This is a genomic window from Nocardiopsis protaetiae, from assembly GCF_045446735.1.
In the GTDB taxonomy this organism is placed as follows: Bacteria; Actinomycetota; Actinomycetes; order Streptosporangiales; family Streptosporangiaceae; genus Nocardiopsis; species Nocardiopsis protaetiae.
In genome coordinates, this window is record NZ_JBJJBV010000022.1 from 45,051 (window position 1) to 70,400 (window position 25,350).

At 68.2% G+C, this 25,350-nt stretch carries 25 protein-coding genes; 22 read left to right on the plus strand and 3 right to left on the minus strand.

Translation table 11 applies throughout. The annotated features are described in order from the left end of the window. Window positions 1–6: 6 nt before the first annotated feature. Window positions 7–474, minus strand: a complete 468-nt coding sequence (locus ACJOT3_RS05800; RefSeq protein WP_406969563.1) for a hypothetical protein — start codon at window positions 472–474, stop codon at window positions 7–9. 300 nt (window positions 475–774) lie between these two features. On the opposite strand from ACJOT3_RS05800, the gene ACJOT3_RS05805 reads away from it, so the two are divergent. From ACJOT3_RS05805 to ACJOT3_RS05825, 5 genes are all read left to right on the plus strand, one after another. After that, a complete protein-coding gene (locus ACJOT3_RS05805) occupies window positions 775–2,145 on the plus strand; it encodes an XRE family transcriptional regulator (protein ID WP_406969565.1) in 1,371 nt (456 codons plus the stop codon). Continuing rightward, window positions 2,138–2,680 (plus strand): flavoprotein, encoded by a 543-nt coding sequence (locus ACJOT3_RS05810; protein WP_406969567.1) that lies wholly within the window; start codon window positions 2,138–2,140, stop codon window positions 2,678–2,680. The genes ACJOT3_RS05805 and ACJOT3_RS05810 overlap by 8 nt, the downstream gene beginning before the upstream one ends. A 142-nt stretch (window positions 2,681–2,822) precedes the next feature. Then, a complete protein-coding gene (locus tag ACJOT3_RS05815; RefSeq protein ID WP_406969569.1) occupies window positions 2,823–4,574 on the plus strand; it encodes a serine/threonine-protein kinase in 1,752 nt (583 codons plus the stop codon). Window positions 4,575–4,751: 177 nt separating this feature from the next. Beyond that, a complete protein-coding gene (locus ACJOT3_RS05820; protein ID WP_406969571.1) occupies window positions 4,752–6,563 on the plus strand; it encodes a serine/threonine protein kinase in 1,812 nt (603 codons plus the stop codon). Window positions 6,564–7,114: 551 nt separating this feature from the next. After that, entirely contained in the window at window positions 7,115–8,548 is a 1,434-nt protein-coding gene (locus tag ACJOT3_RS05825; protein WP_406969573.1) for an NsdA family TPR-like regulatory protein, read from the plus strand. A 7-nt stretch (window positions 8,549–8,555) separates the two neighbouring features. Here the strand turns inward: ACJOT3_RS05825 and ACJOT3_RS05830 are convergent, their stop codons facing one another. Both ACJOT3_RS05830 and ACJOT3_RS05835 read right to left on the minus strand, forming a co-directional pair. Beyond that, window positions 8,556–9,446, minus strand: a complete 891-nt coding sequence (locus ACJOT3_RS05830) for a phosphotransferase enzyme family protein (protein ID WP_406969575.1) — start codon at window positions 9,444–9,446, stop codon at window positions 8,556–8,558. Between the two features lie 209 nt (window positions 9,447–9,655). Next, window positions 9,656–9,931 carry a hypothetical protein gene (locus ACJOT3_RS05835; protein ID WP_406969577.1) on the minus strand — a complete coding sequence of 92 codons (276 nt, stop codon included), beginning with the start codon at window positions 9,929–9,931 and terminating at the stop codon, window positions 9,656–9,658. Between the two features lie 407 nt (window positions 9,932–10,338). Between ACJOT3_RS05835 and ACJOT3_RS05840 the strand changes: the two genes are divergently transcribed. The 17 genes from ACJOT3_RS05840 (at window position 10,339) to ACJOT3_RS05920 (ending at window position 25,339) form a co-directional block, all read left to right on the plus strand. Beyond that, complete coding sequence (locus ACJOT3_RS05840) at window positions 10,339–12,519, plus strand: tetratricopeptide repeat protein (protein ID WP_406969579.1); 2,181 nt, start codon at window positions 10,339–10,341, stop codon at window positions 12,517–12,519. 168 nt (window positions 12,520–12,687) lie between these two features. After that, window positions 12,688–13,347, plus strand: a complete 660-nt coding sequence (locus ACJOT3_RS05845; protein ID WP_406969581.1) for a site-specific integrase — start codon at window positions 12,688–12,690, stop codon at window positions 13,345–13,347. 70 nt (window positions 13,348–13,417) lie between these two features. After that, window positions 13,418–14,209, plus strand: coding sequence for an aminoglycoside phosphotransferase family protein (locus ACJOT3_RS05850; protein ID WP_406969583.1), 792 nt, complete (start codon window positions 13,418–13,420; stop codon window positions 14,207–14,209). 285 nt (window positions 14,210–14,494) lie between these two features. After that, window positions 14,495–15,016, plus strand: coding sequence for a hypothetical protein (locus tag ACJOT3_RS05855; protein WP_406969585.1), 522 nt, complete (start codon window positions 14,495–14,497; stop codon window positions 15,014–15,016). 299 nt (window positions 15,017–15,315) lie between these two features. Next, a complete protein-coding gene (locus ACJOT3_RS05860; RefSeq protein ID WP_406969587.1) occupies window positions 15,316–15,786 on the plus strand; it encodes a hypothetical protein in 471 nt (156 codons plus the stop codon). After that, window positions 15,783–16,412: an SAF domain-containing protein gene (locus ACJOT3_RS05865; protein ID WP_406969589.1), complete on the plus strand. Its 630-nt coding sequence runs from the start codon at window positions 15,783–15,785 to the stop codon at window positions 16,410–16,412. Before ACJOT3_RS05860 ends, ACJOT3_RS05865 begins: the two co-directional genes overlap by 4 nt. Then, on the plus strand, window positions 16,409–17,182 hold the full coding sequence (locus tag ACJOT3_RS05870; RefSeq protein WP_406969591.1) for a CpaE/TadZ family protein: 774 nt from the start codon (window positions 16,409–16,411) through the stop codon (window positions 17,180–17,182). The genes ACJOT3_RS05865 and ACJOT3_RS05870 overlap by 4 nt, the downstream gene beginning before the upstream one ends. Then, window positions 17,179–18,483 (plus strand): TadA family conjugal transfer-associated ATPase, encoded by a 1,305-nt coding sequence (locus ACJOT3_RS05875; RefSeq protein ID WP_406969593.1) that lies wholly within the window; start codon window positions 17,179–17,181, stop codon window positions 18,481–18,483. Before ACJOT3_RS05870 ends, ACJOT3_RS05875 begins: the two co-directional genes overlap by 4 nt. Next, complete coding sequence (locus ACJOT3_RS05880) at window positions 18,480–19,349, plus strand: type II secretion system F family protein (protein ID WP_406969595.1); 870 nt, start codon at window positions 18,480–18,482, stop codon at window positions 19,347–19,349. The genes ACJOT3_RS05875 and ACJOT3_RS05880 overlap by 4 nt, the downstream gene beginning before the upstream one ends. After that, entirely contained in the window at window positions 19,346–20,218 is an 873-nt protein-coding gene (locus tag ACJOT3_RS05885; RefSeq protein ID WP_406969597.1) for a type II secretion system F family protein, read from the plus strand. The genes ACJOT3_RS05880 and ACJOT3_RS05885 overlap by 4 nt, the downstream gene beginning before the upstream one ends. A 17-nt stretch (window positions 20,219–20,235) precedes the next feature. After that, window positions 20,236–20,463, plus strand: a complete 228-nt coding sequence (locus tag ACJOT3_RS05890; RefSeq protein ID WP_406969599.1) for a Flp family type IVb pilin — start codon at window positions 20,236–20,238, stop codon at window positions 20,461–20,463. 65 nt (window positions 20,464–20,528) lie between these two features. Further along, complete coding sequence (locus tag ACJOT3_RS05895; RefSeq protein ID WP_406969601.1) at window positions 20,529–20,843, plus strand: pilus assembly protein; 315 nt, start codon at window positions 20,529–20,531, stop codon at window positions 20,841–20,843. After that, window positions 20,840–21,259, plus strand: a complete 420-nt coding sequence (locus ACJOT3_RS05900; RefSeq protein WP_406969603.1) for a TadE/TadG family type IV pilus assembly protein — start codon at window positions 20,840–20,842, stop codon at window positions 21,257–21,259. Before ACJOT3_RS05895 ends, ACJOT3_RS05900 begins: the two co-directional genes overlap by 4 nt. Further along, complete coding sequence (locus tag ACJOT3_RS05905) at window positions 21,256–21,675, plus strand: pilus assembly protein TadG-related protein (protein WP_406969605.1); 420 nt, start codon at window positions 21,256–21,258, stop codon at window positions 21,673–21,675. Before ACJOT3_RS05900 ends, ACJOT3_RS05905 begins: the two co-directional genes overlap by 4 nt. A gap of 11 nt (window positions 21,676–21,686) precedes the next feature. Then, a complete protein-coding gene (locus tag ACJOT3_RS05910) occupies window positions 21,687–24,131 on the plus strand; it encodes an OmpA family protein (RefSeq protein WP_406969607.1) in 2,445 nt (814 codons plus the stop codon). Window positions 24,132–24,612: 481 nt separating this feature from the next. Further along, window positions 24,613–24,909, plus strand: coding sequence for a hypothetical protein (locus tag ACJOT3_RS05915; RefSeq protein WP_406969609.1), 297 nt, complete (start codon window positions 24,613–24,615; stop codon window positions 24,907–24,909). Between the two features lie 76 nt (window positions 24,910–24,985). Beyond that, the gene (locus ACJOT3_RS05920; protein WP_406969611.1) at window positions 24,986–25,339 is read left to right on the plus strand and encodes a hypothetical protein; all 354 of its coding nucleotides are present in this window, start codon (window positions 24,986–24,988) and stop codon (window positions 25,337–25,339) included. The last annotated feature ends 11 nt before the right edge of the window (window positions 25,340–25,350 follow it).

Sequence of the window (25,350 nt, forward strand, 5' to 3'; positions counted from 1 at the left end):
GCGACGTCATCGGCTTCCGCCCCCGATTCCCGTGGCCGTCATCGCGGGCAGGCTCCACCCCACCGTCTTCGGGACGAGGGGTGCGGCCTGCTCGGCGAACAGCGCGAGGGCATGAGCGGTGCGGATCACCTGGTCGGGGCCGGACATACACCCCGCCCAGATCTGGTCGGTGATCGGCAACAGGACCACGGAGGCGGACGTGTAGCGGATGACGACGCTGGACGCCTCGTTGGTCCGGGCCGGCCGGCCGAGCCGGGCACAGCGGTGGGCGCCGGTGACCAGGCCCGAGCAGATTGCTGCGATCTGCTCGACCGGCTGCTCGGCGTAGGCGGGACTCGCGTCCAGAAGTCGGCCTTCGTCGGCGAACACGAACACGTTCACGTCCTGCTCGGCCAGGGCGGTGATCGCCTGATGGAGGCGGCGCGGGTGGCCCTGGTCGGATGGGGTGGCGTGTTCTTGGAGGACGGGGTTCATGCATCCCATCGTGCGAATCCCCGGGGTTCTTCTGTACCGGAGATCTATCGAATTCCATCGGATTTATCGATGGTCAAACGTCTGCCGCTGTGGTAATCACTATCGGTTCTCGTGGCTGCCGTTGGTCCTTTTCTCTGACAAACCCGGCGCACATGTCGGATGATGGATACCGTGGAGCCAGCGATCCCTTCATCTGATGAAAGGCACACGTTGCTGACCAACGAGGAGCCGGTGGTGTGCCGAGGGTGCGGTCGGCCTCCCCACGCCAGCCGGGCCGGGTGCCGGTGTATCCCGCCGGAGGTGTGGGCGCTGCCCGAGTTGCGGCAGGCATGGGAGGGCGAAGACGCGGCTGCGGTGGTGCGGCTGGTGCTGTGGAACAGCGAGTTGTCGCAGATGAAGTTGGCGCAGATCCTCGGCCTTTCGCAGTCCACGATCTCCGACGCCGTCTCGGGGCGGTCCAAGCTCAAACGGAAAAGCACCAGTGACGCCGTCTTCAACGGACTCGGCATCCTTCGGCCGCCTGACACCCCATCCCCAGAGCGATGCTCGGGAACAGCAGTGACACCAGCCCGGCCATCCCCGTTTCCTGGTCGGTCAATACAGCCTGTGCTGAAGGTGGACTTGTTTCCCGGGGAGGAGTCGAACGTGCGTCGCCGTGAATTCGTCGGGCTGGCCGGCACCGCTCTGTTCCAGGCGAGCACCGGTTCCCTGTTCGACATGGACGAGATCGCCGCAGCGCTGACCCGGTACGCCGGAGGCGACCAGGGTGCGACGCATCCGGCGACGAACCTGCGTGAACTGGCCCGGAGGACTCGGGCGGCCAAGGCCGGATACCAGGCGTGCCACTACACGGAAGTGGCGAAGCGGCTTCCCGCCCTGCTACGGGGGTTGGACGACGCCGTAACCGGTGTGGAGGGGGACGAGGTCGCACGGGCGCATGCTCTGCGGGCGGAGGCTTACCACGTGGCGGCGAGCTTGCTGCTGAAATGCGAGGAGCGCGGGCTGTCCTACCTCGCCGCCGATCGGAGCATGCGGGCGGCGGAGGCCAGCGAGCGGCCCGAGGTGGTGGGTGCCAGCGCTCGGGCCTTCGCACGGGCGTTGATGCGCGAGCGCCATTACAAGGCGGCGACGGAACTGGCGACGAGTATCGCGGAGCGGGTGGACGCGGAGATGGATCAGCCCACGCCCGAATCCCTGTCGGTGTACGGGTCCCTGCTGCTGAGCGGAGCGGTATCGGCGGCCAAAAGCGAGAAGCGGGATCAGGCACTCGGCCTGCTCGAAGAGGCAGAGGAAACGGGTGCGCGGCTCGGAGGGGATTTCAACTACCAGTGGACGGCGTTCGGCCCCACGAACGTGTTGCTACACCGGGTGAGCGCGGCCGTGGAGATGGGGGACGCAGGGAACGCGATCGACTACGCGCGACAGGTTCGATTGGAGAACATCGAGGTCATGGAACGCCGCGCGACCCTGTTCATCGACGTAGCTCGCGCGTACCAGCAGTGGGAGAAGACAGAGCAGGCGTACCAGGCGTTGCGCAACGTCGAGGACATGGCGAGCGAGGAGCTGAGCGCGCGGCCCGTGGTGCACCGGTTGATCAACGACATACGGAGTCGGGCGGGCGGGAACCTTTACGGGGATGTCAGCGAGCTCGCGGAAAGGGTCGGTGCCTGAACAGGTGGGCGATCAGAAGGTGCTCTATGTGGTGGTGTGCGCGGCGGGACCGGCCGCGGAGGTCGGCACCCTGGTGGGGTTGGCGCAGGAGCAAGGGTGGGCCGTTCAAGTGATGGCTACCCCGGCCGCTGTCGGCTTCATCGACGTGGAAGCGCTGGAAAAGCAGACCGGCCGACCAGTGCGAAGCCGGCATCGCAGGCCAGGAGATCCACGCTCTCCCAAAGCGGACGCCATCATCATCGCTCCGGCGACCTTCAACACGATCAACAAACTGGCCAATGGAATCGCCGACAACTACGTGTTGGACGTGTTGAACGAGGCGATCGGTCTGGGAGTGCCGACCGTGGTCCTCCCGTTCGTGAACTCCGCCTATGCCAATCGGACCCCGTTCCAGGAGAGTGTCGAGAACCTCCGAGCAGAACAGGTTCGAGTGCTGATCGGACCGGGGGAGTTCATCCCGCACACCCCGGGAGCCGGAGCGAGTGCATTCGACCGGTTCCCCTGGGCTCTTGCACTGGCTGCTCACTCGATATGAGCGTCAACCTCTGCACTCGGTGGAGCGTCAACTCAGGCGTGGAGGGCCCGTTCTCACCTGGGCCGACCTCCGTCGGTGGCAGCTGCCCAGTCACCGGATCATCCCGGGGCGTTAAACGCCCTGCGAGCGACGGGTATCGGCCATGAACCCTTCTTTCCCCCACGGGCCCCTCCCGGACGGCCTTCAACCGCTCACAGCCGACGAGCCTCGCCATTTGGGGCCGTTCCGTGTGGTTGGCCGGATCGGCGCGGGAGGCATGGGAGCCGTGTACGCCGGGCTAGACGACTCCGATATCCAGGTAGCGATCAAGTGCGTGCACCGGGTATTCGCCGATGATCCGGAGTTCCGTTCCCGCTTCGCTCGTGAGGTCGCTCTCGTGCGTCGGGTGCGGGCGGTGTGCGTCCCACGGTTTCTCGGCGCGGACGTCAGGGCGGACATTCCCTGGATGGCTACCGAGTACGTACCGGGACTCACCCTGGGCGCCCATGTCCGCGAGCACGGTCCACTCACCGGTTCCGCTCTCATCGCCTTCGCGGTCGGTGTGGCCGACGCATTGGCCACACTGCATCGGGTGGGCGTCGTGCACCGGGATCTCAAACCCGGCAACGTGATCCTGTCACCTACCGGTCCCAAGGTGCTGGACTTCGGCATTGCCCGGGCAGTCGAGGAGACCGCCATCACCCGGACCGGAGGACTGGTCGGTACCCCCGGGTGGATCGCGCCTGAGCAGTACCGAGGGCGACCTGCCACGGAGCGCTCCGACATACACGCCTGGGCCACCCTGGTGGCCTACGCGGCCACGGGAACCCATCCGCACGGCACGGGCGACTCCGAGACCATGGCCATTCGCGTCCTGTCCAGGGCACCGAACCTGGACGGCGTTCCCGAGCACTTGCGGAGCCTGCTGCACCGCGCGCTCGATCAGGACCCCGAGCGGCGTCCCAATGCGTCCCAGGTGTTGGACGAGCTCGCCGCGCTTGTGTCCGGGGAAGGTAGCACCGTGCCGCTCCCCAGCCGCGAGGTGGACGTCACCCTTGTGTTGGACGAGGCCTGGACCGGAATCGGGGCACCCGGAAGCCGCCCTGGGGAGTGGCTCCGCCATGCCCCGCCCCGTCGCCCATGGGCCGCACGGAAGCGCCGGGGCCTGACAATGACCGCGACCGGACTCAGTCTGACGCTTGTCGCCGGACTTACGATGTGGGCCACTGTCGGCGGAGGCGGTGGGGAGGGTGCCGCGATCGAGAGCGAGCCACCGAACGACGGTGTGGTCTCCGATGCGGTAGGGAGCAGCGAGGGAGAAGGCGGGGCCGATGATGCCGCCGGTGCTCTCGTAGACGTCCCCGAGGAGTACCGGGATCTCTACGAGAGCGGCACTGTAGCGGTGCGCCCGGTCGAGGGCAGGGCTCCGGTGCTTCTACGAACCCTCGAACCGGCTCTGGGCCAGGCAGGTGAGCCGCTGGAGCAGTTGCGCATCACCTTCGATGAAGTCCAGACGGGGGGTGTCACGGAGTTTTCCGTGCGGGCGGAGTACCTACCTGACTTCGGTTCCCTGGAGCTGTTGAGCGACGACTTTGCTGTGGGTGACATCATCGGCCCTGAGGACACGGAGGTTTCCCTCAACACCCCCGATAGTCGCGGGTTGTTGGCGCGGGTGGACGCGGACGACCCGATGGCCGAATTCACGCTGCGATTCCTGCGCAGATCGACGGGGGTCGTTTACTACACCGCGGACCGCAGAGGCACGGTTCCATTGGACTACGCGGGCGGCTTCTGCTTCGGGAGCTCCGGGGGGTCAGGCACGAGTTTCCCGGACTTGCCCGCCCTCGCCCCGCACGATGCCACCCTCACCGACGGCTCCCCCCGTGACAGTTGCGCCTTCCAGGACTTCTCCTGAACAGCTCTCTGACCTGTCCACACGTCCCCTAGCAGGGAAGATCCCATGTCCTCCACAGCCCCTGACCCCGTACCCACCCCCAGCGGCCTTGCCGCCACTCCTGTTTCTGTGACCGTCCCTTTCGGCCCTGATCGCTTGCCGCCGGGGATACGGTCGCCCTCCGCAGGTGACCCCGAGATGCTCGGCGACTACCGCGTAGTCGGTCGGATCGGCGCGGGAGGTATGGGCGCGGTCTACGCCGGGGTGCGCTCCGACGGCCTGTGTGCGGCAGTCAAAGTCATCCACCCGCAGTTCGCCGCCAACCCGGATTTCCTCGCCCGATTCACCCGGGAAGTCGAGTTGGTCTCGCGTGTGCGGGCGACCTGCACGGCTGCCTTCCATGGAGCCGACACACAGGCGGACACCCCCTGGATGGCCACCGAGTACGTACCCGGCCAGACCCTGCGCCAGCACGTAGGAGAGCACGGGCCACTGTCCGGTGGCATGCTCACCGCGCTGGCTGCCGGCCTGGCCGAGGCCTTGGCCGCGATCCACCACGAGAGCATCGTCCACCGCGATCTCAAACCCGGCAACGTGATCCTGTCACCCACCGGCCCCAAAGTGCTGGACTTCGGTATCGCCCGCGCCGTGGAGGAGACCGGCCTGACCCGGACCGGGGGGCTGATCGGAACCCCGGGTTGGATTTCGCCGGAACAGTACCAGGGCCACGGCGCCACGGACCGCTCCGACATGTTCGCTTGGGGCGGCATGGTGGCCTTCGCCGCCACTGGCCGCAACCCTTTCGGGACCGGTGCCCCGGACGTGTTGGCCTATCGCACCCGCAACGAGGAACCGGACCTGGAGGGCGTGCCGGACACCTTGCTCGGCCTCGTCCGGCGGGCGCTGGACAAAGACCCCGAACGGCGACCTTCCGCCGCGCAGGCCCTAGCAGCGCTCACCGACGACTGGAACACCACGAGGCTCCAACCGGCGGTCGCCCAACCGCCCACCCGGGTGCTGTCGGACCTGATCGCTATCGAGTGGCGCGGAGTCACCGCGCCCGCTCCGCGTCGGGTACGCCGTTTCCGCCAGGTCGGCCGCCTGCCGCTGCTGGCGGGGTCAGCCGCCCTGCTGGTGTTGGTTCTTCTGGCTGCCTGGTTCCTGGCACGGCCAGGAACGCAGGGGAGCGATGTTCTGCTGGAGGAGGTGACGGGCGATGCGGACCCCGTAACCTCCCGGGACGGGTCCGGTGATCCGAGTACGCTCGCGGTGAGCACCACACCTGAGGACGGTTTCGCTGTGATGGCGCAAGCGTACGAGCTTGCCATGGCGGCAGAGAGTTTCGAGGCATTCGAACAGGCACTGACTTCTGAGATCGCCAGCTTCATCGAGTACGCCTACACCGAGAACCCCCAGCCGATTTTGAGTACAAGGTCTTACGCGGACGGCACCCTCCAAACGGCGATCGGTGTAGGTGAAGGGCCGGACGACGTCATCCACGGATTCGGAACCTTGGGCGAGGACGGGTACTCACAGCAGTACTACCGCGATGCCGACGCGCCCCTGGCCCACCAACGCAATGCCGAACGCGACAGCCTGTTGGGGATCCTTGACCAGGTCGTTCGCACTGCCGAGACCATTGACCACCATGGTAGGGCGACGGTACCTCTGGTCTCCGACAACCTGGGGAATCACTCCGGGAACCCCGACATCGAAGACCGCGAGGGCCACCACTACACCGGGGTGTTCACCATGGACCGGGTGGGCTACGACGTCGAGGCGGAGCAACCCGCGGTCATCGCCACACCCGAAGTGTCATTCGACCTGTGGATCGACGCGGATGGGTATCCGCTGTACATGCAGTACTTCGTGGCGTACGAGACCGAGTATGAGGGAACACCGATCTCCATCTCCACGTCGTACGAGCTGATTTTCGAGCACTTCAACCAGCCTGTGGAGATCGAACTCCCCGAGGAGTGGGAAATCGGAGAGCCACCACCGGGTTTCTGACCATCGGTGAGAAGGGCAACGGGGCCGGGGGAGAAAACCGCTCACCGGCCGTGTCGCCACCTTGACCGATGCGGTGGACTCGGTGGTGGTCGGCTTCCACCTGGGGGCCGGGGAACTGTATTCGTACCGTGGAGCATCGGAAGTCGCTACCATGCTGCGCCAGGTCCAGGACGCGTTGTTCCGTGCTGATCGAGGGCACCTGGTCATCGAAGGGGGAGCCGTGGCCGAAGACGGCCAGGCCGAGGAGTCGTTGTACATGCGTGACTCGGCCGCGTGGCGTACACAGAGGGCCGAGGGAAACTGATTTCAGCCCATGGGGTTGCAACCGAGGTCCTGGTCCGTTGGGATCGCACACAGCGGGCGTTATGCGCCCATCAAATGAGTACTCCACAGGGCGGGGCAGCGTTGTGCGGCCTATCTGGCCGTAGAGCAAAGGAAGTCCTTGCCGAAAGACTGGAGGCAGCGTGACCAGCGAATCCGTTGCGGTGTGCCGAGGGTGCGGTCGGCCTCCCCACGTCGGCCGGGCCGGGTGCCGGTGTATCCCGCCGGAGGTGTGGGCGCTGCCCGAGTTGCGGCAGGCATGGGAGGACGAAGACGCGGCTGCGGTGGTGCGGCTGGTGCTGTGGAACAGCGAGTTGTCCCAGATGAAGTTGGCGCAGATCCTCGGCCTTTCACAGTCCACGATCTCCGACGCCGTCTCGGGGCGGTCCAAGCTCAAACGGAAAAGCACCAGTGACGCCGTCTTCGATGGACTCGGCATCCTTCGGCCGCCCGACACCCCATCCCCAGAACGGCCCTCAGGGACGGCAGAGCCCCTACTCGAACTTCCCCTTGCTCCAACAGCGATCACCAACGGCTCATGGCTTGCTTCCACCGACCCCGACGATCTCTTCACAGAGTCTGTATCGGGTGCGGTGGACGCCAGCGGAATGCTGTGGCGCGCCGACTTGGAACAGCGCCTCACCTCGGATGCCACCCGACTCGATCCCGAGCATCTGAGCACACCACTCCTACGGTGGTTGGTGGCACCGCCGGCCACCCTCACCACCAACACCTCACAGGCCGCACCCGAGGTGACCACAGACGACGTCAACGCCATCGGAAGGGCTTGTGATCTCTTCGAGGCCCTGGACCATGAATTCGGCGGTGGGCACGCCCGCACCGCCGCTGTGCAGTACCTGCACAGCGAAGTCGCCCCGCTGCTGCGTGGCAACTTCACCTTGGAAACCGGCCGTGCTCTGTTCGCGGCCAGCGCGCGCTTCGCCGCAAAAACCGGAGCCATGGCCTATGACGCCGGGCTGCACGATATCGGCCGCCGTTACTTCCTCCAGTCCCTCACCTTCGCCCACCTGGGCGGCGATCGTCTTCTAGGTGCTAAAGCCCTGGCCTTGCTCAGCCACCAGGCCAACTTTCTGGGACACTTCCGCAGCGCCGTCGACCTGGCCCGCACCGCCAAAACCGGCGCCGCCCACCACGCCACCCCAGCGGTACGCGCCATGCTCGCTGCTATGGAGGCACGCGGCCTGGCCTCACTCGGCGATGACCACGCCTGCGCTCGCGCCCTGCACGAGATGGAGGAGGCGTTCGATCAGCTCGACCCGGAGACGGAGCCTGCATGGATGGGCTATTTTGACGCCTCGGAGATCGCCGATGAGAGCGCCCACTGCTTCCACGATCTCGGCCACGGCACCAGCGCTATCGACCACGCCCACCGCTCGATCAGCTTGGCTCCGGCCGGGTTCCGCCGCAGCCGCACCTTCGCCGGACTCATCCAGGCCGGCGCCCATCTTCGGCTACCCGACGCGGATCCCGAAGCGGCCTGCACGTTGACCCGCACCACCATCACCCACGCGGGTACCCTGCGCTCGGCCCGCGTGCGCACCTACATCACCCGCCTGCGCGGCGACCTCGAACCCTATGCCGAGACCCGGCACGTTCGGGAACTCGACGAGTTCCTCGCAGACGCTCCGCTCACCCGCCGGTAGACCTATCTCAGGTCCCCGGCGTCCAATGTTTGGGAACCGACGGGTCTGTGAGAGAGGCGATGCGGCGGCGTGCCTCGGGCAGCAACCGAGGTTCGCGGCCGGTGCGTGCGCACAGCCACACCGTCATCCGCAACTCGCGGCTCGCCGCCAACGTCTCGAACCCCTCCCAGTCCCGAACATCCCACCCGTAGGCTTCGGTGAACTCGCCGTACTCGGCCTCGGTGTACCAGCCCACCCGGTGGTAGACGGCCGCGACCACCAGGTCCCATTCCCGGGCGCCGATGCTGAAGCGTTCCAAGTCCAGGACCACCGGGTTTCCCAGGCTGTCTTCGACGATGTTCTTGCGGTGGGCGTCCCCGTGAACAGGGCCCGCCGGGAGCGCGTGGTCCAACATGGAGAGCTTGGCCCGAAGCTCGTCCCAACGTTTTTGCAGGAACGTCTTCTCCGCGGTGGTGAGTACGGACGAGGCGATGTAGCCGTCGATGCCCGTTAACGGATCCAGGACCGGCAGGGAAAAATCATCGGGGGCCTTGAGCCGGTGCAGAGACTTCAGGGCCGTTCCGATCGTTGTCGGAGAGCCGGGGGCCACCCCGGGGATGTACTCCCACAGGGTGACGACCCACCGACCGCTCTCCACCTGGGGTGTGTTCGAGCGAGCCCGGACCGCCGGGACACCGCTCTTGCGTAGCCAGTGTGCGACCTTCACCTCCCGACGTGCCCGGTCCAGGGCGCTGTGGGTGCTGATGCGCACCACGATCCCCGGCTCGGGCGCCACCAGGTTCGCGTTCTCACCGATCGGCCCCAGCACGCGCATCCCTCGCGTCGACCATCCGGCGGCGCGCAGCACGTGGTCACCGATCTCCAGGGCACGTTCACGGGTCAACTCCTGTGCGGACACGATCTCTACGGTACGCAGGACACACCACCCTCAAACCTGGGAAAGATGAGAGACATGCCAGCACCGAGGAAATACCCCGATGAGCTGCGCGAACGCGCCACCCGCATGGTCGTGCAGGCCCGCCGGAACCCGGCCACGCGTCCAGGGGCGATCGCTTGTATCGGCGACCAGCTCGGCATCAACCGCGAGACCCTGCGCAACTGGGTCACTCAGGCCGAGGTCGACGCCGCCGACCTGCCCGGCCGCATGATCCCTTCGGCGGCCATGTGGTCGCGCCAAGCGGCCACTTCCCGGGCCGTCACCGCGGTGAGGCGGTCGTGGCCGAACCCTTCGACCATCCACGCGCGGAACCGGTCCAGGTGCCGGGCGATCTTCGCCGCGACCTCCGCCGAGCGCCCCCCGTGCACCGCGGCGACGAGGTAAGCCTCGGCCCAGGAGGTGAGCGTGTCGGCGCCGCCGGTCGGCGCGCCGAGGACCGCTACCACCTTTCGTGAAGGGAACTTGCTGCGATCTCGCACGGCGTTCTCCGAGAGCGAGGACCCGGGTATGTGCAGTTTCCTTCACAGAAGAGCTGTTTCCTGAAGAGACCCTAACCGACCCGGCACGACCGGTGAAGGCGGCGCAGGTGCCCGAACGGGCACAAGTCCAGTAGCCGGCCGAGGGGCGCCGAAGCCGCCACCACCGCGCGCGGGCCGCCACGTCTACGACCAAGCGCAACCACACGGCAACCCGATCGGCATTCTGCCCGTCTGATCAGATGACCGGCCCGGCCCTGAGCGAGGAGGAGCCCTGCCGTGCTCCCACACACCTGCCACCACCCCCCGCCCCTGGACGATGCGCGATGAGGGCGCGCGCCTGGGCGCCGTGGGCGGCCGCAGCCGCCATTGCCGTGTTGACCGTCGCGGTGGGCATCTTCATCAACCAGGTCCACCCCACCGACTTCGACCGCACGGGCCTGGCCTGGCTCATCGCCGCCCTGCTCTGCGCCGGCGCCGCGGGAGCCCTTACCCACTGGGTCGCCCCCGCACCACCCACGGCGCCCGTGCCCCAGCTGTGGCCCTCAGTGATCACCCGCGACGGCAGCTCTCGCCTGGTGGGCGAGCTGTCCGCCCGCGACCTGGGCGCCCACGCCTGCCGGTTCGCCGCCGACGCTCAGAACCTCTACCTGGAACGCGACGTCGACTCTGAAGTGGCCGCTGCCCTGGCCGATGCGGACCAGTGGCTGGTCATCGTGTCCGGGCCGCGCCTGGCCGGGGCCACCCGCACCCTGGCCCACGCCGCCAAGCGTCTGCTCGCCGACCACGCGGCGGTGGCCTTTCTCGACGACCCGGCCGTCTCCCTGCAGGCCATGGTCGAGGCCGCAGGCACCTACACCCGCCACGGCCGGAAAGTGGTGCTGTGGCTGGACGCCCTGACCCCCGACCGCTACACCGAGCTGGCCCTGCTGAACCCCGCAGAACTCCCCGAGGGTCTGCGCCTCTTGGCCACCTTGGACGCCGCTCTCCTCGACGATGCCCGCATCCCCCACACTGTGCGTGACCACATCGCCTCCCACACCGCCCTGGCCGACCTGGGTGCCCTGACCGGCCACGAACGAGACCGGTTCCGAGCCGAGGACGCCTACACCGACCTGCACCCGATCCTGGACGAGGGCGGTGACCTGCTGCTGGGACGCCTGCTGGTGTCTTGGGACCAGGTCCGCACCACCCTAACCCGCGGCACGGGGGAGGAGGCCACCGACCGGGTCGCACTACTGTGCGCGGTCACCGACTGGGCACGCATCGACCCGCCCCGCCGCCTGAGCCGCACCATCCTGCCCCACCTGTACCGGGCCTACCGCAACGCCCTGACCAGCCGCCCGCCGGGTTCGAACTTCTCCCAGTACCGCTACAAGCAGGCCCTGGCCTGGGTCACCACCCCCACCAGGGACCGGCCACTGCTGGTCGATGAGCGCACCGACGGCAGCGGCACCTACTACACCCCCCACCCCCTGCTGACCGCGATCGCCGATCAGGAGGGCGAAAGCGTCGCCTGGCCGGTCGCCGACCAGATGTGGACCTACGCCGACACCTTCTTCGACGGAGCCCAGCGCCGTGACCTGGGCTACACCGCCCTGCGCCTGGGCGCCCACACCGCGGCCGACCGGCTGTTGGGCCACGGCGACGCCGATGTGGACCCCTACGCCATGAATGGGCTGGCCACCTGGTTCAAGAACAACGACCATCCCGCGACCGCACGCAAGTGGTACACCCGCGCCGCCGACACCGGCCACCCCGACCAGGCGCCGAGCGCGATGTACAGCCTCGGGAACCTGGAGTCCGACCTGCGGCGGGTGCAGGAGGCCCGCACCTGGTTCACCCGCGCCATCGACACCAACCACCCCGACGCCGCACCAAAAGCGATGGGCAACCTCGGAAAGCTGGAAGACGAACAGGGGCGGGTGCAGGAGGCGCGTACCTGGTTCACCCGCGCCATCGTCACCGGCCACCCCGACGCCGCACCAAAAGCGATGTTCAACCTCGGGGTCCTGGAAGCCGTGCAGGGGCGGGTGCAGGAGGCGCGTACCTGGTACACGTGCGCCATCGTCACCGGCCACCCCGACGCCGCACCGAGCGCGATGTACAGCCTCGGGAACCTGGAGAAGCGGCAGGGGCGGGTGCAGGAGGCGCGTACCTGGTTCACCCGCGCCATCGACACCAACCACCCCGACGCCGCACCAAAAGCGATGGGAAACCTCGGGGTCCTGGAAGCCGTGCAGGGGCGGGTGCAGGAGGCACGTACCTGGTTCACCCGCGCCATCGTCACCAACCACCCCGACTACGCACCTGAGGCCTCCCAAAGGCTGCGAAGGCTGGACGAGAAGGAACAGGAACGGCATAGCGCCGACCACTACACGAAGTACGGGTGGGAGGCCTACGCCGACCCGGAGCTGATGCGGCGTCCAGGAAGCCGCCCCCATGATAAGTCGGCTGACAACACGACCGGCCGGGTGGACGCGGAGGAACCGGTGGACGATGCGGCTTCCAACAGCGAAGACGAGGATCCACTGTCGTCACCAGACGTGACCGACTGACAGCTGCTACCGAGGAAAGCGTCAAGACCACCCAGGAGCCCCCTCATTTACCTGTGTGCTACAGCACGCCATCAAGCACTGGAGATTCCCTGCCACTCAAAACCCAAGGTCACACCAGGTAGGTCCAGGGGCTCGGAACCACTTCTGATATCAGAAAGGCACCGCCCGATGCAGCCATGCCAGGACGTCCCGGCCGCCCACATCCCGGTGTTCACCGGCTACGCCGAAACCCTGGAGCAGGCGCCGCTGGGCGCCCACACCCGCCGCGCCTACGCCTCCCGGGTGTGGTCCTTCCTGACCTGGCTGGAAGACGCCGCCTCGGCCGGAGGTGATGCGCTCACCGACGCGCACGGGCGCGACTTCGCCGCCCGCGACTGCCGCGCCCACCTCAAGACCGTGCTCAAGCGCTCAGCGGCCATCGCTAATGCCCACCTGGTCGCCTTGGACCACTTCTTCACCCACCTCGGGCTCGACCCGGCCAACGTGGGCCGCGACGAGCCGCTGGACACCGCCCCCAGAGTGTTGGAGCCCCCGGAGCAGAAGCGGTTTCTGCACGCGGTGGAGAAATGCCCCCTGGCCCGCGATCAGGCCATCGGGCGGCTGCTGTTCCACTCCGGACTGTGGGTCAGTGAACTCGTGGCCCTGGATGTTGAGGTGCCCCGAGGTTTCCGGACAGGATTCGCCGAAAGCGGCCACTCCTGTTTTCCGGGCCAAGACGTCAGCCCGAGGCCTCGCAGGTGCAGTTCACAACACGGTGCCGAGCGCTGGCATCTTCGGGTTCTGGCACTGAGCTTGTGGTGCGATGACACTCCGTCACTCCGACGATAAAATTCCCGAGGCCGCCGCTCATCTATGTGGGAGAACTCCGTCCATGGCACCTTCACCGTGGAGTACCCACATGGTCGAACTCGGCCCGTACGTTGTGACCAAACGATTCCGTCCCGGCGACCACGGCCGGTGTGCCCGGGAGTGGCGCGCGCTCACGCTGCTTGCCACGCATGCACCCGGGGTGGCCCCTCGGCCGCTCACGATCGACTTCGACGCTGCCGCACCTGTGGTGACGATGACCAGGCTGTACGGTGAACCGTTACGCGGCCAGGTTCTGGACTCCGTGAGCACGGCGGCTTTGGTCGAGACCGTTGCCGAACTCCATAGCGCGGTGCCCCCGGGCGTGCTCGACCGCCTTTCTACACGGCCCGGACACCAGCGGAACCTCTGCGAGTTCGTGTACACCTGGGCCCCGAAGGCACGTCCCGGCCTCGGCAACCACGTAGCCCGAGCTCTGGACGAAGGACTGACCTGGTTGAACGGCAGTGCTCTCCGGGATACCACCAAGGCGAATGTCCAGTCGGTGTTCGGCCCCGGGGACGGCAACCTCGCCAACTACCTTTGGGGCGGGTCTCGGGTCCGTGTCGTCGACTTCGAAGAGTCCGGTCGAAGCGACCGGGCCTTCGAACTGGCAGAGATCACCGAGCACGTCGGGAGTTGGGTGGAATACCCCCTCGACGTATCGGTTTTCCTGAGCCGGTTCGCCCTCACCCCGGCCGAGTCGGACCGGCTCCAAGAGTGTCGACGCCTTCTCGCCCTGGTCTGGTTGTTGCTGCTGTGCCGGGATGCCAAGGGTGAGCGGCGCAACCCCCCTGGCACCACGGATCGCCAGGCCAGGCGACTTTTGATCCTTCTCACGTGACTGACCATTGTCACCCGACAGTGAGCACCGATCTTTCGGTTCCTGAAACTGATTCTGCGGTTTGCTCAGGATGATGTTGGTTGTGGTGCCGATGGTTTTTTTGACTGGGTCGCCTGTTGAGTTGATGCGAGTTTTTCGTGACCGAATTTGGACTTTTGGCCCTGACTCATAGGTGAGACCTTCCTTGCCCTGTGTGGTTGGAAGACACCTTGGGGCTTGGAGTGCATGCAATTCGGTATTAGCATCATCACTCCACGTGAGGTTCTAGTGGGGTTGTAGGTGGACATGAAATCGCATGTCATGGGTGGTGCGGGGGTTCTGTTCGCCTGCCTGGTAGCGGCTTGCTCCACCCCCGGGGAAGGTGAACCACCGGATCCTGAGACCCCATCCCCTTCTTCGCCTCCTGCTTCAGAAGAGCCTGGATCCGCTGCCGTTGAGGCGTATGAAGCCATGTGGGCAGTGGTTGTTGAAGCTTCTCATGAAGGCGACCCGAACCCTCCGGAGCTGGAGCTTTACTCCTCGGGTGAAGCGTTGGCCCTCATGCGCAGCACCTTGGAAGGTGCGGTCGAAGACCAAGCGGTGGTCACCGGGGAACCGGTGCTTGCGCCACAAGTGGTCGAGGCCTCGGACGATGAAGTGACCCTTCTCGACTGTATGGACAGCTCCGATTGGATCGAGTCCGATGAAGGCGGCGAACAGGAGCCATCGCCTTCTGGAGGATTGAGAAAAGTGGATGCCCAAGTCGCTCACGATGGGCTTGCCTGGAAAGTAGTCGACCTGCGTATATGGGAGATCGGATCATGCTGAGGCGATCCGCTCCCGTTCTTGCTTTTCTCCTGGTCATCGCCGCTTCTGCCCCTGTCCGGGCAGATGACTTCATCGGCCGCGCGGAATGCGGAAGCGCCGGTGGGCCGGGCTGCGATGTGTCCGCCGAGTCCGGTGGAGCTGGCGGTTCTGGAAGCGGTGGTGGGTCGAATGGCGGTATGGGTGCCAGCGGTGGCTCCTCGGCCGGTGCTGAAGCGTCGCCCGAGCCCGCCTGCGGCCTCGATGGGCTCGTGGCCTGGTGTAGCGCCACCGTGGGCGGTGGCCCTGTGGGCGGAGAGGCTGTGCCCCAGATCGACTACGAGGCCCTCGCCTATGAGGCGCGGGCTTCCCTGTCCTTGGGCGCCCCCGGGATCTCGATGTCCCCCGGAGCCGAGGCTCCGATCCTGGTGCAGGTCCCGGTATGGCTGTGGGTGGGCGACTGGGAGGCTCGGTCGGCGACGGCGTCGGTCCCGGGCGGATCGGTGACCGTCACCGCCACCCCGAGCTCACTGTCCTGGGACATGGGGGACGGCACCACCGTGGAGTGCGACGGCCCCGGAACCGCCTACACCCCCCGGCTCCACGATCCCGCGGACGCGTCGCCCGACTGCGGGCACACCTACACCTCCCGCGGTAGCCGTGAGGTGGTCGCGAACATGGCGTGGTCCATCACCTGGTCCAGCACTTCCGGTGAAGGCGGGAGCCTGCCGGACCTGGTCACTACTTCTTCGGTTCCGGTGCGGGTGGTCGAGTCCTCCGGGGTGGTCACATGACGACCGCGACCGACGCCCGGCCCCGTGAGTCCGACGCCCCTCTGCGGCTGCCAGGCCGCCCACGCCGGTGGCGGTCGCTGCTGGTGGTGCTGGCGTTGATGGCGGCCGGGGCCACCACCGGGGTGCTGGCGCTGGCTCAAGTGGACCAGCGCTCCCCGGTGCTGGTGGCGGCTGCGGATCTGCCTGCGGGGCATGTGCTCACCCCGGCGGATGTGCGGGTGGTCGAGCTGGCCGGCGCGGACGGGTTGCCCACGGTCTCCGACCCGGCCCAGGTGGTGGGCGCGGTGCTCGCCCTGCCGGTGGCCGAGGGCGGGCTGCTGTCGGAGGAGATCGTGGGCGGCGACGGCGCACAGCTCGCGGCGAACGAGGTCGCGGTCAGTGCGCAGCTCGGCCCGGGGCGGGTGCCGTCGTCGGTGCGGACCGGGTCGCGGGTGGTCGTGGTCATCACCGGTGCCGACGAGGGCGACATCTCCTATCCCGCCGTGGTGCAGTCGCTGGTCGCCGCGGAAACCGGCAACGGCACCCTGGTCGACCTGGTGGTGGATGCCTCCCACGCCACGATCCTGGCCCGGGCGGCGGCCGAGGAACAGCTCGCTCTGGTCCACACCCCGGGGAGAGACGAATGATCATCGCCCTGTGCTCGCTCTCCGGCGCCCCTGGGGTGACGACGCTCGCCTTGGCGCTGGCCGGGGCGTGGCCAACCGAGACTCCAGTGCGAGTGGTGGAGGCCGACGCCTCCGGCGGTGATGTGGCCGCCTGGTGGAATCTGCCGTTGTGGCCGGGGGTGGTGGATCTGGCCGCGGCCAGCCGCAGCGGCCAGGACCACGACACCCCGCCGCAGGAGTTCTCTCGGTTCTTTCAGGTGCTGCCCGGTGGGCTGGCGGTGTGCGTGGCCCCGCCCACCGCCGACCGGGTGGCCGGGGCGCTGGATCTGCTGGCCCGCAACCCCAAGGCCCTGTCCTTGACGGAAGGGGTGACAGTGGTGGACCTGGGCCGGGTCTACCCCGAGACCCCGGCACAGGAACTGCTCGAAGCCGCGGACGTCGCCGTTGTGGTGACCTCGGGCGATGTCGGGCATCTCAAACGCCTTAAGGACGCCTCTCACGATCTGGAGGAGCGGTGCGCTCGGGTCGGGGCGGTGGTCATCGGTCCGTCCCGGTCCGCCGCAGAGATTGCCGACGCGGTCGGGTTGCCCGTGTGGGCGATGATCCCGCGCGATGTGGTGAGCGCGGAGGTGCTCACCGGCCGCCGTGAACAGGGTCGTCGCCTGCACCGGCGTCCGCTGATCCGCCAGGCCCGGCACCTGGGGCGCACCCTCACCGAACATGCCCCCTCCACCCCCGCACCGCGTATGGAGGATCCGGCGGTGGCCACGTTCCTCGGGGAGGTGCCGTGACCGGTGACGATATCGCCCGGCAGGTGCGCGAGGTCGCCGCTGAGGTGACCCGCCGGTTGAGTACGGCGGCCTCTGACACCGACCAGGGCCCGGCTGCGGGGAAGGAGTACCGGGCGTTGGCCCGGCGGGTGATCCGGCAGGTGCTCGATGAGCGGGCCGGCCGAGCGCTGGCCGCCGGGCAGCGGGTGCCCGACCGGTCGGTGGAAGAGAGCATCGCCCGGCAGGTGCTGGCCCGTGTGAGCGGCCTCGGGCCGCTGGAGGAACTGCTGGCCGAGGAGGATATCGAGAACATCAACCTCACCGGTCGGAACGTCTGGGTGCGTTACGCCGACGGTCGCCGCGAACAGCGTGCCCCGATCGTTGACACCGCGGAGGAGCTGGTGGTGCTGGTGCGGCGGATCGCCGCCGACTCCCCGGCCGGGGAACGGCGTTTCGACCCGGCCGCCCCGATCCTGGACATGGTGCTGCCGGACGGATCGAGGTTGAACGCGATCTTGGACGTCTCGCACATCCCGGTGGTGTCGATTCGCCGCCACCGGTACCGCACCGTCGGCCTGGGGCAGCTCAAGCGTTTGGGGACGCTGGATGCGGTGTTGGTGGATCTGCTGCGGGCGGCGGTGCTCGCGCGGCGCAACATCGTGATCACCGGTGGCACCGGCGCCGGCAAGACCACCCTGTTGCGGGCGCTGGCGGCGGAGATCCCACCTGATGAGCGCCTCGTCACCATCGAGGACGTCCCCGAACTCGGCCTGGAACGGGACGTGGACGCCCATCCCGATGCGGTGGCCCTGCATGCCCGCCCCGCCAACACCGAGGGCCAAGGTGCGGTGACCGTGGCGGATCTGGTGCGGGCGGCGTTGCGGATGTCCCCGGACCGGGTGATCGTCGGCGAGACCCGCGGCAGTGAGACCGTCCCTTTGTTGACCGCGATGTCCCAGGGCAACGACGGCTCCCTCACCACCCTGCACGCTCCCGATTCCCAGGGTGCCTTCACCAAGTTCGGTGCGTACGCCGCGCTAGCCGATGGCTTGCCGCTGGAGGCGACCTCGCTGCTGGTGGCGGCTGCGGTGCACCTGGTGGTGCACGTGTCGGCGACCCCGGCAGGGGAACGGCGGGTCACCAGCGTGCGCGAAGTCGCGGGAGCCGATGGCCGCCAGGTGGTCTCCAACGAGATCTACAGCCCGGGCGGTAGGTGTGCCCCGCCCAGCCCGACCACCGCAGCGGTCCTAGCCGAAGCGGGGTTCGATGCGGCGCGGCTGGTTTCCGCAGGCGCGGTCAACGGTTCCCGGAGGGCTCGATGAACCCGCTGGTGTGGGGTGCGGTCGGTGGGCTCCTGCTGGGTGCCGGGGCCGGGCTGCTCGCGTTGGAGATCGCACGCCGACTTGCCGAACGCCCCCGATCGGGGGAGGTCCGCCTGGTGGTGACCCGAGAACACGCGCTGCGGCTGCTCGGAGCTGTGGCCGGGGGCCTGGTGGTGTGGGCGGTGACCGGATGGCCGGTCGCCATGGTGCTGGTGGGCGCGGCGGTGTGGTGGCTGCCCACCGTGTTGGGGCCGGACCGGGCGCACACCGCGCAGGTGGAACGCATTGACGCCGTCGCCGGGTGGGTGGAGCAGATCCGCGACCTCATGGCCGGGGCCTCCGGGCTGCACCAGGCCATCATCCACACCGTGCCCACCGCTCCCGCACCGGTGCGCGAGGACGTCGCTCACCTGGCCGACCAGCTCCAGAACGGGGCGCCGCCGGAGGAGGCGCTGCGGGAGTTCGCCCACCGGGTGGACGTGCCCACCGCCGATCTGGCCGTCGCGGCGCTGTCCAGCGCTGCCACCCGCCAAGCCAGCGACCTGGGACCGTTGCTGGCGAGTTTGGCCACCGCGGCCCGCGACCAGGCCGGAATGCTGGTGCGGGTGGCCGCCACCCGGGCCCGCACCCGCACCTCCGCCCGCATCATCACCGGCACCACCCTCGCCCTCGCCGCGGTGCTCCTGCTGTTGAACCGGGAGTTCTTCGCCCCCTACGACGCTTCCGTGGGGCAGTTGGTCCTGGTGGTGATCGGCGGGCTGTGGGCGGTGGGGTTGGTGTGGCTGGTCCGCATGTCCCGGGTGGACTTGGGGCCGCGCATCCTGGCCCCCGACCCGGCTGTTGACGAGGAAGTGGTGACGAGGTGAACCCCTTCGTGCTGGCCGGGATCGGCGGAGCCACCGTGGCCGTGGCCCTGTGGTGGGTGCTCGCTCCTCGCTTGACGCGCCCGACCCTTGCCGAACTCCTCGCCGACCCGCCGCCGGACCCGGCTGAACCCGTGCTCTCTCCGGCGGGGATCGGTGCTCTCGGGGTTCCGGTGCTGGCCGCCCTCGGCCTGCCGGGAGCGCGCACCCGCCACCGCCTGCGGATGTGCGACCGCACCATCCCGGATTACCTCGCCCAGAAAGCCACCATGGCGATGGTGGCCCTGGGCGGGCCGGTGGTTCTGGGCCCGGTGCTGGCCCTGCTCGGCATCCCCCTCACCCTGCCCCTCCTGGGCTGGGTGCTGTTCGCACTCGTGTTGTGGACCGCTCCCGACACCGACCTGCACCGCCACGCCCGCCAACGCAGCGAGCAGATGCGCCACGCCATCACCACCACCTGCGACCTGGTCGTCATCTCCCTCGCCGGCGGCGCCGGGGTCACCGGGGCGCTCACCGACGCCACCCACGCCAGCGACTCCTGGGCCATGCGCCGCCTGCGCGTTGAACTGACCGCTGCCGCCATCCGCCACGACCCACCCTGGACCGCCCTGGACCGGCTCGGAGACCGCTACGACGTGCCCGCCGCCCGCGAACTCGCCGCGTCCCTGCGCCTGGCCGGAGCCGATGGAGCCAGGGTCCGCTCCAGCCTGTCCGCCAAAGCCACCAGTTTGCGTACACACCACCTGGCCGAGCTGGAAGCTGACGCCCACGCCGCCACCGAACGCATGTCGTTGCCGGTGACGCTGCTGTTCGGAGGATTCCTTCTGCTGATCGGCTACCCGGCCCTGGCTCTGATCATGACCACCCTGTAACTCCCACCGAGGCGCCCATGCACACCCACCGAGCACCCGCACACCACCGTCTCCGCCAGGCCCTGCACCGCCTCCTCACCCCGTCCCACGCCGACCTGCGCGAGGACCGGGGATCGTTCCTCACCGAATATCCGGTCGGGACCGCGCTGATCGTGGCGGCCTTGATCGTGATCCTGGCGATCATCACCAACGGCTTGGAGAACACCGCCAACACCGTCGTGTCCATGCTCCCGGGGTCGGAATGAGCCCTCGGACCTGGCGCGCTCGTGACGACGGCGGCTATGCCGAGGTCACTCTTGCCACCCCTTTGATGCTTCTGCTGCTGGGGGCGGTGGTGCAGGTCGCCCTGTACGCCTACGCCTCCCACGTCTCCCAGTCCATCGCCCACCACGGGCTGGCCGCCGCCCGCGCCTGGGAGGCCACTGAAGCCGAGGGGCGCACCGGCGCGGAGCAGGCCGCCGCCCAGCTCCAAGGGGCACTACTGCGGGATCTGGACATCACGGTGGAGCGCACCGAGGCCACCGCCACCGTGCAGGTCACCGCCACTGTGCCCACACTCCTGCCCGGTGTGGACTGGCCGGTGGAGCACACCGTGTCCGCCCCCGTGGAGCGCCCCGCACCATGAACACCCCCACTTCCTCGACCCGGCGCAACGATCACGGCTCGGCCGCGGTCGAAGTCACCCTGGCCACCCCGCTCCTGGTGCTCCTGGCTCTGGCTGGACTGGCCGCCCACCACCTCATCTCGGCCGCCATGGTCGCCGACTCGGCCGCCCACGCCGCCGCCAGAGCCGCCACCCTGGAGCGCACCGTGCCCGACGCCCAGGAAGCGGCCTCGACCGCTGCCGCTGACGTGGCCACCCAGAGCACCGCCACGTGTTCGACCCACGAGGTGGCAGCCGACCTGCACGGGCTGGCTCCCGGGGCCGTGGTGGAGACCACGGTCACCTGCCAGGTCGACCTCACTGTCATCTTCGGCCTCACCCTGCCGGTGACCGGCAGCGGTACCGCCGTCGTCGACCGCTACCGGGGCACACCATGAACCTTCATCCCAAGGCAGCAGAGGACCGCGGTGCGGCCACCGCGTTCCTCCTGATCGGCGCCCTGGCCCTGCTCGCTTTCCTGGCGTTGGCCATCGACACCGGCCTGGCCCTGGCCCAGAAAAACAGATCGTTCCACCTGGCCCAGGAGGCCGCCCGGGTTGGTGCGCAGGAGATCGACCTGGCCGCCTACCGCGAGTCCGGGACCATCGCCCTGGACCCCGAGGCAGCGGCCGCGGCCGCCCAGGCCTACCTCGCCGAGGCCGGCACCGAGGGCGCGGTCACTGTAGACGGCGACACCGTCACCGTCACCACCACCCGATCCCACATGTTCGTGCTGCTCCCCATCGGCACCCACCCCGTGGGCGCCACCGCCACGGCCACACCCCTGACCGACGACGACCTCCCCTCTCCGTGAGGACCGATCCCATGAGCGCTGTTCGCAGGTTCGCCGCCCTGGCCACGACTCTGGCCCTGCTGGCCGGGCTGCCCTGGCTCGCCATCACCCTCACCTGGCCGGCCCTGGATCTCTCCCTGCTCACCTGGGAGGTCCACCTGCGCAGCGCACGCCTGCCCGGCGGGGTCGGAACCGCAGCGCTCATCGTGTTGTTGTGGACGATGTGGGCGCTGTACGTGCTGGTGCTGGCCGCCGAACTCTGGGCCCGTCTTCGCCTCCGAGGCCGCCCGGTCTGGTCGGGGCCGCTGCGCCCTCTCCAACTGCTCGCGGTCACCACTCTGGGGGGTCTCGCGCTCTCCCCACCCGCCGCGAACGCCGTCGCCCCGACGGCGGCGGTCGCCGCCGAGCTACCGAAGGAGGAAGCCGACGAGCAGGAGGGGGAAGCCTTGGGGGAGGGGGTTGCGGAGCCGTTCGTGGTGGAACGCTCCCGGGTGGTCGACGCTTTCGGGTACGACTCGGCCACCCTGACCGAGGTGATGGAACAGGATCTCGCCGACACCGCGGCGCTCATCGCCGAGCACGGCGCCCCGGAGCTGCCGCTCGTGGTGACCGGGCACACCGACGCTGCCGGCGACTCCGACTACAACCTCGACCTCTCGCAACGCCGAGCACAGACGGTTGCGGACGCACTGCGTACGCACCTGGGAGAGGACACGGTGATCGAGGTCCAAGGTGAAGGATCCCGCCACCTGCTCGACACCGACGACGACGCCGAACAACGCCGGGTGGAGATCACCTACGGCGTGGTCGTCACCCCGCCATCTCCCGAACCCCCGTCCACAGCCGAACCTTCGCCAGGGGAGGAGACCGCCGAGGAGGAATCGGCCTCGGGTGTGATGTTGTTGCTGCTGAGCGGGCTGGTGCTGGCCATGACCACCGGTGTCGCGGGGGTGCTGGCCGGGATGCTGGTCGAACGCCGCCGCCATCACCCACCCGGCGCGACCGTCCCCGACGAGCCGGAGACCGAGGAACCCCACCACACCGCACCCAGAAAGGCTGGGAACTCCAGCACGGGGGAGACTCCACCCGAGGATCCCGATCGTCCCGAGCTGGCCATGATCGACCTGGCCGGAGTCCCGGGTGTCGGCATCACCGGCCCCGGTGCCACCGGCGCCGCCCGCACCCTCCTGACCCGTGCCCTGGACCATGCCGAGGACGCGCTGACCGTGGTCGTCGCCGAGTCCGATCTGAACGCCCTGCTCGATAGCGCCGGACGTCTCCCGCAGTTGGGGGAGGACGCTCCGATCATGGTCACCGAAACCGTCGAAGATGCGTTGACACTGCTGCACCTCCAGGTGCTGGCCCGCCACCAGGCCGCCGACGCCCACGACACCGCTGAAGAGCAGGAGACCGTTCTCCGGTCCGGGCCGCAGTTCGTCCTGGTCGCCGATGCCGACTCCACCGTGGCCTCCGAGGTGACCTCCCTGCTCACCCACGCCGGCGGGGCGCCGCTCAGCGCCGTCCTGCTCGGACCCTGGCCTCACCCCGACGGCCCGACCCTGACCCTGGACCCCGCCGGCACCATCACCGCGGCCGACCCGCCCTTCGGCCACATCGTCGGCCACCGCTGGCCGACCACCGCCGGCGCAGCCCTGCACCAGGTGCTCACCGCCCGCCACGTCCCTGCCACCGAGCCCTCCGACGACACCACCGACACGACGGACCCGGACACCGCACCCGAACCGGCACCGGGGACCGCCGCAACGGATCCTCCTCCAGCCGACGCCACGCCCGCCGGGGCGGTGTCGGTCACCGTGCTGGGCCGCATCACCCTGGCCGTCCACGGCCGCCAGGTGCGCCCCCACCGCCGCACCGCCTCCGAAGTGCTGGCCTACCTGGCTGCCCACCCGGCCGGGGTGCGCATGGAGGCCGCCGTGGACGCGATGTGGCCTGCGGAGGCCCCACACCGCGCCATCCGCCGCTGGCACGACGCCTGCACGTCCATCCGTGCCGCCCTGCGCCCCGACCTGGGCGAGGATGCCACAGCGATCATCCTCCACGAAGGGGAGCACTACCGGATCAACCCGGACATGGCCGCCATCGACTTGTGGCGCGTCGAAGAGCTGCTGGACGAGGCGACCACCGCGGACGCCGCCGATGCCGCGGTGCTGGCCACCAGTGCCGCCGCCATGGCCGACGGGGATTTCGCCGAGGACACCGACTATCTGTGGGCCGAAGGGGTACGGGCGCGTATCCGGTCTGAAATGGTCCGGTCATTGACCACCTATTCCAAGGAGGTCGATCCCCGGCAGGCGATCTCCATGCTCAACCGGGCCATCAGGATCGATCCGAACGCCGCAGAAGCCGCCCTGGAATTAGAGCGCAGGTACGCTGAAAAAGGCGACCAGAAGTCCGCCGAGCGTGTGCGGAACGCTATTTCTTCGGGTTCGGAAAACGACGACGATCCATTCAGGTGAAAAACCTTTGATCCCTCCGCACCTTGTGGGGCGCAGGGCTTTCTCGTGCCTGCGTGAGCACTCGCCCTGTGCCGCCCGTCCGGCCCGTCGGTGCGCCATTCCCGGCGTCTGTATGGCGGGCACCCCCATGCTCACACAAAACCCCAGTTCAGGGCGCATATTGGGGTGGTCGGTGGGATGCCCGACAGGTGCCGCAAGCAGCCTCCCTCAAAATCAACACGGCCCCGAGTCGCTGCCGCCGCGTTCCCTGTTCGCCTGATGGCGTCAGCATCAATCTATTATCCACCATGAATGGCAGCCATTTAATGGCATTGCATGGTGCAATGCCTTGTGTTTGTCTTTCTTGGAGTTTCGCTGTTCTCTGTCGGGGTGAATTCGTCGCCGGCGGCGCGCCGATAAATGCCGGGCGATTGTGTTTGTGCGAGGGAATTCGGGTATATATCCATTGACCAAGCAAAGCCAGTTCTCCGAGGAGATTCCCGTGTGGTACGGACTCTGGTTCGGCGGATGCGGATATTCCCCGTCCGACCCGCTCGAAGACATCGAGAAGTTCCCGACCCTGAACGCCGCGCGCGACGCGTTGCGCGACCGATTCCGTGACGGCGCGTCCTGGCGCCAGGAATTCGAGTTCGTGAACCGCGACCCGGAAAAGGTCTTTACCCCAGCGGTGAGCGAGGACAGCGAGATTCTGCTGTTCGCCACCCCCGACGGCGACGCCTACCCGGACCAGCGCGTGTACTTCGGTCCGCTCGGCGGCGTCCGTGTCGAGAACTGCTGACACCCCCAAGGGTTCGCGCCGGGGCGCGCGCAACGCGCCCCGGCGCCCCGCCCCACCGGGAAAACGGAGACCTGAAATGGCAACGTTCCGTTTCGAGGGGTTCACCGACACCCCCCACACCCTGAACTTGGAATCCGCGGGATACACCCCGTGGGACGGTCAGCGTTGGCGATACGCGCTGTACTGCGGCGACACGCTGATCTTCTCCGGTGACGACATCCGCGGACCCTCGAACGCCACCGAAAACGAAGCCGCGCGCCACCTCATGGGATTTCTGACCCTGCGCCCGGGTGACACCGACGACGAATACTTCGAGAACTACACCGCCGAACAGCGGTTGTGGTGCGAGGAGAACGCCGAATATCTGGCGTCGGTGCTGTACGGCGAGAACGGCGAACTCACGAGCATGTTCGAATACCGGACCGACTGAAAACCCCGGGG

Coding starts and splice junctions, on each gene's coding strand:
- ACJOT3_RS05800 (WP_406969563.1), bottom strand. CDS start 474: ATGAACCCCGTCCTCCAAGAACACGCCACCCCATCCGACCAGGGCCAC.
- ACJOT3_RS05815 (WP_406969569.1), top strand. CDS start 2,823: ATGAACCCTTCTTTCCCCCACGGGCCCCTCCCGGACGGCCTTCAACCG.
- ACJOT3_RS05820 (WP_406969571.1), top strand. CDS start 4,752: ATGCTCGGCGACTACCGCGTAGTCGGTCGGATCGGCGCGGGAGGTATG.
- ACJOT3_RS05845 (WP_406969581.1), top strand. CDS start 12,688: ATGCAGCCATGCCAGGACGTCCCGGCCGCCCACATCCCGGTGTTCACC.
- ACJOT3_RS05850 (WP_406969583.1), top strand. CDS start 13,418: ATGGTCGAACTCGGCCCGTACGTTGTGACCAAACGATTCCGTCCCGGC.
- ACJOT3_RS05855 (WP_406969585.1), top strand. CDS start 14,495: ATGAAATCGCATGTCATGGGTGGTGCGGGGGTTCTGTTCGCCTGCCTG.
- ACJOT3_RS05865 (WP_406969589.1), top strand. CDS start 15,783: ATGACGACCGCGACCGACGCCCGGCCCCGTGAGTCCGACGCCCCTCTG.
- ACJOT3_RS05870 (WP_406969591.1), top strand. CDS start 16,409: ATGATCATCGCCCTGTGCTCGCTCTCCGGCGCCCCTGGGGTGACGACG.
- ACJOT3_RS05880 (WP_406969595.1), top strand. CDS start 18,480: ATGAACCCGCTGGTGTGGGGTGCGGTCGGTGGGCTCCTGCTGGGTGCC.
- ACJOT3_RS05890 (WP_406969599.1), top strand. CDS start 20,236: ATGCACACCCACCGAGCACCCGCACACCACCGTCTCCGCCAGGCCCTG.
- ACJOT3_RS05895 (WP_406969601.1), top strand. CDS start 20,529: ATGCTTCTGCTGCTGGGGGCGGTGGTGCAGGTCGCCCTGTACGCCTAC.
- ACJOT3_RS05900 (WP_406969603.1), top strand. CDS start 20,840: ATGAACACCCCCACTTCCTCGACCCGGCGCAACGATCACGGCTCGGCC.
- ACJOT3_RS05905 (WP_406969605.1), top strand. CDS start 21,256: ATGAACCTTCATCCCAAGGCAGCAGAGGACCGCGGTGCGGCCACCGCG.
- ACJOT3_RS05910 (WP_406969607.1), top strand. CDS start 21,687: ATGAGCGCTGTTCGCAGGTTCGCCGCCCTGGCCACGACTCTGGCCCTG.
- ACJOT3_RS05920 (WP_406969611.1), top strand. CDS start 24,986: ATGGCAACGTTCCGTTTCGAGGGGTTCACCGACACCCCCCACACCCTG.